General features: G+C 67.5%; 9 protein-coding genes. 3 read left to right on the top strand and 6 right to left on the bottom strand.

Features of this window, described 5'->3' with window-relative positions; all coding sequences use genetic code 11:
• Positions 1 to 173 precede the first annotated feature (173 nt).
• On the bottom strand, positions 174 to 389 hold the full coding sequence (locus ACIBAF_RS28440) for a hypothetical protein (RefSeq protein WP_399466745.1): 216 nt from the start codon (positions 387 to 389) through the stop codon (positions 174 to 176).
• Complete coding sequence (locus ACIBAF_RS28435; RefSeq protein WP_399466743.1) at positions 338 to 664, bottom strand: hypothetical protein; 327 nt, start codon at positions 662 to 664, stop codon at positions 338 to 340. The genes ACIBAF_RS28440 and ACIBAF_RS28435 overlap by 52 nt, the downstream gene beginning before the upstream one ends.
• A 343-nt stretch (positions 665 to 1,007) precedes the next feature.
• Here ACIBAF_RS28435 and ACIBAF_RS28430 point away from each other — a divergent pair, with 343 nt between their 5' ends.
• Complete coding sequence (locus tag ACIBAF_RS28430; protein ID WP_399466742.1) at positions 1,008 to 2,498, top strand: RICIN domain-containing protein; 1,491 nt, start codon at positions 1,008 to 1,010, stop codon at positions 2,496 to 2,498.
• A gap of 304 nt (positions 2,499 to 2,802) precedes the next feature.
• Here ACIBAF_RS28430 and ACIBAF_RS28425 read toward each other — a convergent pair whose 3' ends face one another.
• The 4 genes from ACIBAF_RS28425 to ACIBAF_RS28410 form a co-directional block, all read right to left on the bottom strand.
• Entirely contained in the window at positions 2,803 to 2,952 is a 150-nt protein-coding gene (locus ACIBAF_RS28425) for a hypothetical protein (protein ID WP_399466892.1), read from the bottom strand.
• Positions 2,953 to 3,703: 751 nt separating this feature from the next.
• Entirely contained in the window at positions 3,704 to 5,290 is a 1,587-nt protein-coding gene (locus ACIBAF_RS28420) for an N-6 DNA methylase (protein WP_399466741.1), read from the bottom strand.
• Positions 5,287 to 6,840 (bottom strand): hypothetical protein, encoded by a 1,554-nt coding sequence (locus tag ACIBAF_RS28415; protein ID WP_399466740.1) that lies wholly within the window; start codon positions 6,838 to 6,840, stop codon positions 5,287 to 5,289. The genes ACIBAF_RS28420 and ACIBAF_RS28415 overlap by 4 nt, the downstream gene beginning before the upstream one ends.
• Positions 6,837 to 9,770, bottom strand: a complete 2,934-nt coding sequence (locus tag ACIBAF_RS28410; RefSeq protein ID WP_399466738.1) for a DEAD/DEAH box helicase family protein — start codon at positions 9,768 to 9,770, stop codon at positions 6,837 to 6,839. The genes ACIBAF_RS28415 and ACIBAF_RS28410 overlap by 4 nt, the downstream gene beginning before the upstream one ends.
• A 203-nt stretch (positions 9,771 to 9,973) precedes the next feature.
• Here ACIBAF_RS28410 and ACIBAF_RS28405 point away from each other — a divergent pair, with 203 nt between their 5' ends.
• Positions 9,974 to 11,347 (top strand): AAA family ATPase, encoded by a 1,374-nt coding sequence (locus ACIBAF_RS28405; RefSeq protein ID WP_399466737.1) that lies wholly within the window; start codon positions 9,974 to 9,976, stop codon positions 11,345 to 11,347.
• Entirely contained in the window at positions 11,344 to 12,099 is a 756-nt protein-coding gene (locus ACIBAF_RS28400) for an HNH endonuclease (RefSeq protein ID WP_399466736.1), read from the top strand. Before ACIBAF_RS28405 ends, ACIBAF_RS28400 begins: the two co-directional genes overlap by 4 nt.
• Positions 12,100 to 12,199 lie beyond the last annotated feature (100 nt).

The following is a 12,199-nucleotide window of genomic DNA, read 5'->3' as shown; positions in this document are numbered from 1 at the left end:
CCGGCGCGCCCCTCCGGGTGCGGGGCGGCGCCGGTCGCCGAGGTCACGGTCCGGGTGTTGGCGGTGACGGGGGTCTGATGGGGGCTGCTGCCAGGTGTTCCGTCGGCGTAGATCGTCGCGGTGCAGGCGCCGCTGCCGAGGAAGGACAGCGGGATCGGCGAGGGTCCGGGCGGTCAGACGACGCCGGACGCGTAGGCGCGGATCTGGACACCGAAGTTGATGGAGCTGCCGTTGTCCCGGAGGTTCCAGCGCCTCTCCTCGTAGGTGTCGGAGACGGTGGCACTACGTCCGTACACCGGGATCCAGGGGGTCTCGACGCGCCAGTGCTGATAGCCCGTCAGGACGGCGTCGGCGCCGAGGACGGTTCCGTCGCCCAGTCGCAGGCCCATGGCCGAACCGGCCACGGCCGTCGCGCCGTTGCGCCGTCGCGCCGGGCCGACCACCCGAGCGCCCCGCCGGTCAGCGACATGGTGATGGCGTCGGCGCCGTCGAGCGACGTCGCGGTGACCGAGGCGTCGGCGCCGTCGAGCGACGTCGCGGTGACCGAGGCGTCGGCGCCGTCGAGCGACGTCGCGGTGACCGAGGCGTCGGCGGCCTCGGCCGGACGCGTGGCGCCGATGCCCAGCCCCGCCGTCACGGCGGCGACCGCCGCGCCCCTGAGCACCCCACGACGGGAGGGTTCCTGACGCCGTGAAACATCCACTGCCGTGCCACCTCGCTCAACCTGGTTTCAAACAAACCCAACCAGCAAGTAACAGATCCCGACCGTCGCGAAGTTTCTACGCCCACCCGCCCGAAAGGTCAACGTGTCACGGGCACCCTTCACATGTCCGGAATCCGGGACAGTCCGGGCGACTTCACGGGCCGCCGAGCCCGGCTTCGGCCGCCGCAAGCCGGTCAAGATTAAACAAACTCGAACGCGATCCTTGACGCCATGAACGCACCGCGACTCTCATTGGCCCGCCGGCACCAAGGGATCGTCAGACCTCGGAAGAGAGGGCACGCACATGTTCGAGGAAGTTCCTCGGCCACCCGCCGGCCGATGGCGGCGCAGAGCCGCCGTGTTCCTGAGCCTGCTGGGAGGCCTTGCGGCGCTCCTGCTCCCGGCCACCGAAGCACACGCGGCCTCGGTGTCGTTCACGACGGGCGCCGCACGCACCGACCAGAACGGGAACACGCTTCAACTGCACGGCCTCGGCATCATCAAGGCAGGAAGCACCTGGTACGGATTCGGGGAGGACAAGACCGGCGAGACGTCGTCGGACACGTCGTTCCAGGACATCCCGTGCTACACCTCGACCGACCTTTCCAACTGGACCTACCAGGGCGTCGCCCTGGCCAAGCAAGCCGGCGGCGACCTGGGCCCGAGCCGCGTCGTGGAACGACCCAAGGTCATCTACAACGCGTCGACCAGCACGTACGTGATGTACATGCACATCGACAGCACGAACTACTCGGAGGCCAAGGTCGGTGTGGCGACCAGCAGCACTCCGTGCGGCCCCTACGCCTACCGGGGCAGCTTCCGGCCGCTGGGCAACCTGAGCCGCGACCTCGGACTCTTCCAGGACACCGACGGCACCGCCTATCTGCTGAGCGAGGACCGCAACAACGGCCTGCGCATCGACAAACTGTCCGCCGACTACCTGTCCGTGGACAGCGCGGTGGCGGTGCTGGGCAGCAGCGGCAGCGGCAGCGTCGAGGCGCCCGCCATGGTGAAAGTCAACGGCACCTACTACGTCTTCGGCTCGCATCTGACCGGATGGAGCCTGAACGACAACATCTACGCCACCGCCACGTCACTCGGCGGCGCATGGTCGTCGTTCCGCAACTTCGCCGCTCCCGGCACCCACACCTACGGCAGCCAGACGGCGAACGTCATCACCGTCCAGGGCTCCGCCGGGACCGCCTACATCTATGCCGGCGACCGGTGGAACACCTCCGACCTGGGCTCCTCGAAGCTGATCTGGCTGCCGATGACCATCAGGGGGACGACGGTGAACGTCGGCCAGTACCCCACCTGGTCCCTCGACCCGGCCGCCGGCACCTGGACGCCCGACAGCGGGGTGCCCTCAGCGGGAGTCCACACCCTGGCCAACGGCAACAGCTCCATGCTGATGGACGTGGCGAGCGGCTCCACCGCGAACGGCGCCAAGATCATCCAGTGGCCGTCCAACGGTGGCACGAACCAGCAGTGGACGCTCACGAAGGTGGCGGACAACGTCTACACGCTGAAGAGCGTGAAGAGCGGACTGTGCCTGGACGTACCGAACCAGTCGACCGCCACCGGCCTGCAGTTGGACCAGTGGACCTGCAACGGCGGGACCAACCAACAGTGGTTCCTCGACCTGGTCGGCAGCTACACCGGCAGCACCTACCTGCTCGCCGGCGTGGGCAGCGACCTGGACATCGGCGTCTCGGGCAGCTCCACCACCGGCGGGGCCGCAGTGGACCAGGAGACCGGCACCGGCGCGACCGGCCAGCAGTGGAGCCTTTCCTGACAGGTGCCCCCGGCCCGAGCCTGCCTTAGCCGGGAGCGCAGCATCGGTCTGCGCACAGACGGACGACGGCGCCCCACCTTGCCGTACGGGTCGCCGTCGTCGTCCAGCCAGCGGCGACCCGTCACGCCGGATACGTGAGGCGGTGCAGGCGACGAGATGATCCCCGCCCGGGGCGAGGACTCTGCGCCGGGAAGCGCGGACCCGGCGACGATCCGCACCCGACTCGGCTGAACTTCGCCCCCGCGCCTCCCCAACCGGGTACGCAGAACACCCAAGACCGTCGATCTGGCCGCCCCCCTTCGTCCTACGACTTCGCCCAGCCCCGAAGCCCGCCATGCCGGCCGCGGGCCTCGGGCCTGGTCAGCCACCGTGAGCCGTAAGGCAGTTCGCGCTTCAACGTGGCGAAGAAGGACTCCGCCAGGGCGTTGTCGTAGCTGGAGCCGACTCGGCCCATGGGTCCGGTCCCGCGTCCTCACCGTCCGCGCCCGAGGGCACCGCGGCGGCGCGTGACCATACGACCCACTGGCGCAGCGACTCCGGGTCGACACCCAGCTCGCGCACCACCGACGAGATGCGTCGCCCGCTGAACCCCACCAGAACATGCCCATGATCATGGATATCCTCCGGCCCACCCAGAAGGACGCCATGCGCCGCATGGGAGGCACCTTCATGCCTGGCCCTGAACCTGCAACTGAGACCAGAACTGAGACCAGGGGCAGCCGCGCGGCCCAAGCTCAGCGCCGTCGCCGCATCCGACAAAAGCAAAAGCCCCAGGTCACGGCGAGTGAGTCCTGAGGCTTCGGCAGAGCCGCCTTCGGGATTCGAACCCGAGACCTACGCATTACGAGGGCCTGCATGATCGTGACGGATGAGGGTGGGAGGTACCACCGAATCCCGTTTTCCCAGGTCGGCCAGGTGAGATCAAGCCCCGCGTGCCGTCCGGTCCATCCTGTACCACCCCGTCCGCTCACGCAGCGCTCACGCATCGGCAGCGGCATCTCCGAGAGAAGTCGGTGGCCAGTCGCATCGTCGCCGGTGAGACCCTGTCCGCCGTCCGGCCCCGGCGCCGCCGAACTCGCTACTAGGGAAATCTCTCTCCGCCCCGGTTGGTTGTCCTACGAACGTGGGCCGTGACCGTGACGAAATTCCGCCTAGCCCCGAAGGAGCAGCCCCATCCTCGCTCAGGACACCGGTATCCGCCCAGGTCAATCGGCCTGGGCGGGCAGTTCCACCCCCAGTTCCTGAGCGAACGCCTCGATCTCGGCCAGCGCCCGCCTCAGGTCGCCGGCGACAGAGACCGTCAGTTGCTCGATGGAGGGTGGCTCCCCGGCCTCGGAGGCGGAGGGGTCGAGCAGGCCGATGTCGAGATTCACCCTCTCGTCGGCGAGCAGTTCGCTGGCGTCGAAGGGGCGGAAGAGGTCGGACTGCCGTTCCTTGCGGCTCTGGCGGTGCGGGTCGTCGGCGGGGAAGGCCCGGTGCTCGAAGTCGGCGAGGTGCTCGGCCTTCAACGGGCGCTGTTTGAGAGTGAAGTTGCTGCCCGTGCGTAGGTCGTAGACCCACAGCTGGCCAGTGTTCGGCGGGTCGTCGTCCTCGCGGTGGTCGGGGACCGCGTCGAAGAAGAGGACGTTCGCCTTCACGCCGCCCGCGAGGAAGATGTTGTCCGGCAGGCGCAGCATGGTGTGCAGGTTGTAGTTGGTCAGGAGTTCGCGGCGGATCTGGGCTCCCGGACTTTTCTTCCCGCCCTCGAAGAGAACGTTGTCCGGGAGGACCACGGCGGCCCGTCCCCGGTCTGTGAGCAAAGTCCCGATGTGCTGAAGGAAGTTGAGCTGTTTGTTGGTCGTGGTGGTGTCCCCCAGCCAGAAGTCCGGACGGTAGTACGCCACATCGTCGCGGCCACCGTCGTCCTCATCGCCGTTCCCTCCCGAGATGGCCAGCTTGGAGGCGCGGCCGAAGGGCGGGTTCGCGAGGACCATCGAGGCGAGCCGTTCCGACGGCTTCTCCAGCGCGTCCCGGACCTCGATGAGGGGCTTGCCGACCGGGTCACCGAGGGAGTGCAGGAGCAGGTTCATGGCAGCCAGGCGAGCCGTGCTGGGCACCAGTTCCGTACCCCAGATCGCCTTCGTGCGCAGGTGGTTCAGGTCCTCGTCGGGAAGATCCTTGCCATACTCCCGGATGATGTGCTGGTACGCGGCGAGAAGGAACCCGCCCGTGCCGCAGGCGGGGTCGGTGATCGTGTCTTGCGGGGTCGGGCGCATGCAGCGGACGATCGACTCGATGAGGACGCGCGGTGTGAAGTACTGCCCGGCACCCGCCTTGGTGTCCTGGGCAGTGCGTTGCACCAGTGCCTCGTAGGCGGCGCCCTTGATGTCGGAGCGGCCCTCGTACCACTTCTCCTCGTTGATCAGATCGACGATCAGGCGGCGGAGGTTGGCCGGGTTCTCGATGCGGTTGCGGGCCCGGTTGAAGATCAGGCTCAGGGTGGTGTGGTCGTCTTCGGCGCTGCGGTGGCCCAGGTCGGTGAGGAGCTTGGTGTATGCCTGCTCCAGGGGGTCGCCTTCCAGGCGGACAAGTTCGGACCAGCCGCGTGTCTTCCAGTCGTCCGTGGTTGGGAGGACGTGCTCGTGTTCGTCGGCGGGCAGGTACGGATTCAGCTTCTCGATCTCGTCGGCCATCTTGAGGAAGACCAGGAAGCTGAGCTGCTCGAGGTAGTCGATGCTGGAGACTCCGTCGTCGCGGAGGACGTTGCAGAACCTCCACAGACGATCGACAAGCCGGCGGGCTTCCTGATTCACGAGCTGAACTCCAGGGGGAGGGCGGTCTGTTCGCCGTCGAGGGCGGGGGCGCGGTGGGGTGGGGGTGCCGGAGACAACGCCGGCCTTGCCTTCGTGCGGGCGGCACGTCGGGCTGCCTTTCGTTCGGCCTCGGCGTCCTCGCGTTCGGCGCGAATGCGCTTGAGGAGGACTTCGGCGGTCTCGTCGTCCGGGTTCTGGGGGACGAGGCGGCCGGAGAAGGCTTCGGCGAGGAGGGCGCGGCGGAGGCCCGCGACGTGCCGAATGCCTTCTCGGCACCCGCTGGACAGCACGGCCATATGGCGCAGAGCTCTCTCTCCCACCGCGACGGCCTCCTCCTGCGCACTTGAGGGGTCCGGCGGCGGGATCGGCACTGGCAACTTCTTCACCTTGGACATGCTGATCGAGGCCAGATTGACGCTCTGCTTCCCGTTCACCTCGAACCATCTGCGGGCTGCCGAATTGACGTACCAGGAGAGCAGCTTGGGGTGAGTAGCTCCCTCCTGAACACGCGCACGGAAGAGGTGGTTCTGGTGGATGCAGTCCTCGATCTGATCTTCCCAGATCCAGCCGCGCCCCAATTTGTCCCGGTCTCCGCCCTCTGTCATCAGTACATCACCCGCGCGAAGGCGAAGCTTGTCGAGTGTCTTGTCCGGCACACGAATGCGGGTGACGTGCGAAAGGTCGAGCTTAGCGCGTTGTGCATTCGCGGCGCGGAGGTAGGGAACCTCTGGAAGTCCGGAGTCGTCCTGCTTCTTGGAGTCCTTGGCGACACCACTCACCACGGCGGCGATCTCGTCAAGACGTGCCCATGTCCAACCTGGTGCCGTGTCCGGCAGCGCCCTGTCGATGACTCCGAGAGCTGGTGGAGGGTCTGCGGGGACGGAGGGGCCGGGAGAACCGAGGAGACCTGTCGATGCCCTCGCCATAACGACCGTCTCCAGCCGTTCCAAGGTTATCTGTGCGTTACGCAACGTGCGCTCAATGGAGTCCAGCCGCGCCGCCCTAGCCGCGAACGCATCAACGATCCGCCGCTGCTCAGCCGTCGGCGGCACCGGAAACTCCACCGTCTTCAACCGGACCGCCGAAAGATGCGCAAGGTTCGTCGTAATCCGGGCCTCGCGCATGAACCGCCCGAAGTGCATGTGCCGTCGGAAAACCAGGAGGGCCCACTCCGGTAGGAGGCCGGTGCCCGCCCGGAAGCGGATCAGGCTGTTGGTGAAGGCGACCTCGGCGGGTTCGCCCCGATAGAGAGCCGGGCGGCCCACGAGGTGCGGGCTCTGGCCCTCGTTGAGGAGGACGTCGCCCGGCTCCAAGCGGTACCGGTCGAAGACACCGGAGAAGTCCATCTCCTTCAGGTCTGCCGTGTCGATGCGGTCCTCGAAGACATTCGCAACCCTCAGATACGGGCGCATCTCAGGGCCGTGATGCCAGTCAGGGTGCCGCTGACGCCCGAGGTCGATCTCCCCGACCTCTCCCACCGTCGCCCAGGCCCACCCCTCCGGCAGCCCCTCGTCACCGCTGACGCAACCCTCGTCACCGCTACCGCTCACGCACCCAGTTCCTTGTCCAGCTCGTCGACCAGCTTGACCGGCTCCCACCGGCTGTTCCTGAAGGCGTCCACGAAGTCGCCGTAGCCGCCCTCCATCCGCCGATGTCCCTCCATCAGCGACTTCACGCTGACCGTGGCATTGGCGGCCACCACGTCGGCGACCCGGCGCAGCCAGGCGCGCTGCCGGTCGTCGAAGGTGACGCCGGCTGTCTCCTGACGGGCCAGCCATCCCTCCAGGCGGCTCTCTACCGTACTGCGATACGGCTGGAAGTCCTCGCCGTCGAACCCCAGCTCGTACCGCATGATCGACAGGAACTCGACCAGACCCGCGTCGCGTCGCGGGCCGCCCCTGGCGATCTCCAGGTCGACGTATGCCTTCCACAGCCTGACCTCGGTCCACTCCCGCCGCGTCGCCCTGACCTTGGCGATCAGTTCCTTCAGCACACGCAGGACCTCGCGCGGCGAGCGGCGTTCGTGGAAGGCGATGCGCAGCGGGGCGATCTGGTCCTCGTGCTCGGCCATGTAGGTGTGCCAGTCGTCGACGACCTGGCGGGCCTCCTCCTCGTCGAGCAGGCCACGCGCCTCGATGAGCTGGTCCCGGCTGAGGTGGTCGATGAGCAGCCAGCTGTCGCGCGCCGCCTCCAGCAGGGCCGCCCGTAGTGCCTCGCTGTCCGTGAGGGGGCGTACGGCGGCGGCGATCTCCGAGCCCTCGTCCACCACCTCGCCCTGTGCACGGGCCTCCGCCCTGCGGTCGGTGTCGGCGGCCCGGACCAGGGTGACGACGAACTCCTCGTACGATCGGCCGCTCAGATGCTGTTCGATGACCGCCCGGCCCTGGTCGTCGAGACGGCGGCCCAGGCGGCTGAGGCGACCTGCCAGCGTGGCGACATCGTCCACGTGGAGGGCTCGGCCTTCGCCGCAGGCCGTCAGCAGGCGCTCCAGACTGGGGACCGGGGGCTCGTCGTCCCGGACCAGCGGGCGCGAGTCCACCTTCGGGTGCTCGGTGACACCCACCGCGTCGACGATCACGAAGCGGTCTTTGTGGACGGCGTCACGGGTGACCTTCCGCAGGTCGTGGTCCTTGATGGTGCGGGCGCCGCGCCCCTTCATCTGCTCGAAGTACGACCAGGTGTGGATGTCCCGCATGAAGACAAGGCACTCCAGGGCGGGGATGTCCGTACCCGTGGCGATCATGTCGACGGTGACGGCGATGCGCATACCGGGCTTGTTGCGGAAGTCACTCAGCGCCTTCTTCGCCTGCGGCTCCTGGCTGGTGATCTTCCGGCAGAAACCAGGGCCCGCGTCGAACGCCGTGTGGACCGCCGCCACGATCGCGTCGGCGTGCAGGTCGTTCTGGGCGAAGAACAGCGTCTTCGGGACGATCTCACGGCTCTGGATCTCACCCGTCACCCGGTCGGTCACGGGCGGGAAGATCTCCGTGAACAGCTTGTCCCGAAAGGTCTCCACGACGAGGCGGATCTGGTCCTTCGAACGCACCCGCTGGTTGATCTCGACGGGAGCGTACGGGTCGGCCTCCTTCACCGTGTGCCAGCGTTCGACCCTGCTCTCCTTGTGCACTTTGGCAATAACCGAGTTGTACCGCTCAACCCGGCCGTCGGGATGGACCTTCTCGCTCAGCTCCGGGATGGTCGAGCCACTTTCGGTGATGTTCGTCCAGATCTTGTAGATGTCGTAGTCGACGTTGACACTGTCGGCGACGGCCTGCGGATAGCTGTATTGGCTGACCATGTTGTTGTCGAAGAAGCCGAAGGTCTCGTCGATCGGCGTCGCGGTCAGGCCCACCACATGGGCGTCGAAGTAGTCCAGGACCGGCTGCCACCGCCCGTAGATGGAGCGGTGGCACTCGTCGACCACGATCACGTCGAAGGTGTCGGGGGGCAACTCGGGGCAGTAGCTCACGCGTGCCACGTCGCCCGCCAGCCGGTCCACCGCCTTCGTCTCGAAGTCCCCGAAGCCGTCGAGGTCCTTCTTGAAGTCCTCGTCGTCCCTGAACTCTGCGTCGTCCGGCTTCGGCGTCCGGATGCCGGCGAGCTTGCACCACAGCCGCTGGATCGTGGAGATCACGATCTTGTCGGACTCCGCGACCTCACCCTTGTTGAAGAGCCTGAGCGGCATCTGCTGGTGGAGCGGTCGCTCCGAGCCGAGCGGAGTGAAACCGCGGTAGGCGTTGTACGCCTGTTCACCGAGGTTGTTGCGGTCCACGAGGAAGAGCACCCGATGGGCTCGCGCGTGTCTGAGCAGGCGGTAGCTGCTCTGCACCACGGTGTAAGTCTTCCCCGAGCCGGTCGCCATCACGATCAGGGCCTTCTCCTGCCCCTTGGCGAAGGACCGCTCCAGCCCCTTGACCGAGCGGCGCTGGGCGGCCCTGAGCCGCCTGTGGTCGAGACGTTCGTCCGGTAGCCGCCGCAGGCGGGCGCGCAGCGTCGGCGTGTCCGGGTTCTCCTCGGCCTCGCTCATCCAGCGGTCCAGGGTGGTCGGCTGGTGCGGGGCAAAGACCCGGCGGCTGCGGGAACCTCCCTGGGGCGCGTCGGGGGCGGACGTACCGTCCAGGCGTTCTCCGTCCAGGATGTTGCGGAAGTGCCAGGCGGCGCCGTGGATGACGTATTGGAAGGGCGGCAGACCGCGCTCCCGCCATACACGGTTCTTGTCGATGGTGGCGACCCTGGCGGCGTACGCCTCCGCCGCGTCGAACAGCGTCTCGGGGTCACTGTCCGACGGCCCGGACACGACGATCCCGCACATCGCGCGGCGTACATAGAGCACGAAGAGCACCCGATCGGCCTCTGGTCGGACCCTCACCGCCTCGTACTCGACGCCGAGTTTGCGGTCGGCCGGTTCGTGCACCCGCCATCCGGCGGCGGTCAGCGCCGCCTCCGCGTTCCTTGCCCACTCCGGCCCCGTGCCGCTCACGGTCCCTCCCTGCTGCTCCTGCCCCACCACGCGTACACCGATTAGAACAGCTGGTGTACGCGGGTCGCGGGGGTACGGCAGGATCGGGCCAGCACCGGTCCCACCCCGGGCGGCGGGTGTCGTAGCCGCTCCGTACAGTGGGCGGTGTCACTGCAGGTAGCGGTGGGTGACCGTACAGAACCAGGAGAGGAGAGGACCGGCCGGTGTACGTGGCGAGGCTCAGGATCGACGGGTTCCGTGGGTTCCACGGGCCTCGTGCCTGTGACCTCGACTTCGTGCGGCCTGACGGCGGATACGCGGGCTGGACGGTGCTCGCGGGGCGCAACGGGTCGGGGAAGACGACGCTGCTGCGATCGATCGCGATCGGGCTCGCGGGACCGAAACGGGCCGGGCAGCTCGACGGGGACCTGGAGACCCAGTTGTCCTATGGAGCGTCCCGGGGGAAGCTGGAGGTCGACGTCCTGCCCGACCCCAGCGTGGACACAGGTGCTCGCGAGCCGGACGAGATCACCGCCGCGGCGCTCTGGGAGCCGGAGTGGGACTCGGAACCCGGTCAGGACGATCCGCCGGTCGAAATCGTGTTCCAGCAGGACCGTGAGAGAAGCGCCCGCAGCGTCCTCGACTATCTGTGGTCGTCGACTCCGCCCCCAGGCTGGTTCCACGCCGCGTACGGGCCCTTCCGCCGGCTCACCGGCACCGGCCTGTACGAGCGAACGCCACAGGCACCTGACCGTACGGCCGCCTTGCGCACCCTGTTCGAGGAACAGTCCGCGCTGACCGAGGCGTTCGACTGGCTGCTGTCTCTCCACCTGCGGGCGCTGGAGAACAAACCCGGAGCCGCCGCACTCAAGTACGGGGTCATCGAATTCCTCAACGGCGGGCTACTGCCCGAGTCGTACCACATCGAGGATGTGGACTCCGACGGAATGTGGCTACGGCACCTGGGCGGTGAGGACGGTACCGAGGGACCCCTGATCGAGCTGCGCCGCATGAGCGATGGGCAACGGACCGTGGTGGCCCTGGTTCTGGACATCGTGCGCCAGATGCACGCCGCCTACGGGGAGCTTACGTTCCGCACGGAGCACCAACACACCTACCTGCCGCACCCCGGCGTCGTCCTCATCGACGAGGTGGACGCTCACCTCCATCCCTCGTGGCAGCAACGCATCGGGGACTGGCTGAAGTCCCGTTTCCCCGCAGTACAGTTCATCGTCACCACACACAGCCCATACGTCTGCCAGGCTTCCGATCCAGGCGGCCTGATCCGCGTACCTGGACCAACCGACAATGCTTCCCCCGGGCCGGTTTCCGAGGAGCTGCGGCAACGCATCGTGTACGGCACCGGCGACGATGCCGTCCTCTCCGAACTGTTCGGCCTCGACACCCCCTACTCCGAACAAGCCCGTGCCCTCCGGCAGGAGTTGGTGGAGCTGGAGGCGCGTGTCGTCACCGGGGAGGCGACAGACGATGAGGAGGCCCGGCACGCGGCGCTGCGCGCTCGGCTGAGTAGTTCCCCCCGGACGCGCGCCGTCGAGTTGCAGGCCCGTCTGAAGCGCCTCGGAGTCCTCGACGAATGATCCGGGTACAGCGTGTCGAGCTGCCGCGTCAACTGGCCACGCGGGCGGTACGACTGACCGAGCAGATCACCGAGTTCGCCAGCGATGTGCGTGTATCCGAGGCGAGAGGCTTGTGGAAGAACACGACGCATCGGCGCAACCTCGTCACTCCCCTGCGCGCGGTGCTCCGGGAGATGGCGCACGGAAACCGCTGCTGCATGTACTGCGGCGATGATCTGAGCACGGACATCGATCACTTCGAGCCGATCGCCGAAAACCCACTGCGGACCTTTGACTGGCTCAACCATCTGCTGGCTTGCTCAGAGTGCAACAGCACTCACAAGAAGGACAGGTTTCCACGCGATCCCGATACCGGCGCACCCCTGTTGATCGATCCGACGGCCGAGGATCCCTTCGATCACCTATACCTGGGCCTCGACACGGGCTTGTACCTCGGCCGAACGGAGAAGGGCCGCCAGACCGAGCGGGTGTGCGGACTCAACCGGGACGACCTTCCCGAGGCCCGGTGCATCGCGCGGGACGGGGTTGTCATGTGTGTGGCCGGCTGGCTGTCCGGCAGAGAGCAGGGAAACGAGCGGAAGATGGCCGTCGCCGTACGCACCATCCGGAATCAGCCCTTCGCCGACGTCGCCCAGTTCATGCTGCGACAGGCCATGCTGCCAAGAGCGTCCGCCGCTTTCGCCTTCGACCTCGGCGAGGAGACTCTCCACCATCTGCGCGACCCGGAACTACGGGCCGCACTGCTGGCCTGAGCGCAGGGTAGCCGGATCGTTTTTCGTCTGCGGCACCGTCGTGGCCGGTCGCGCCCACGTGGCGGAGCTGCAATCGATACGGCCCCGCGCCCCTCCGAGG

This window comes from Streptomyces sp. NPDC051677 (assembly GCF_044453465.1).
Taxonomy (GTDB): Bacteria; Actinomycetota; Actinomycetes; order Streptomycetales; family Streptomycetaceae; genus Streptomyces.
Note: the sequence above shows the minus strand (reverse complement) of the source record. Positions and strands in the feature narration are given on the sequence as shown.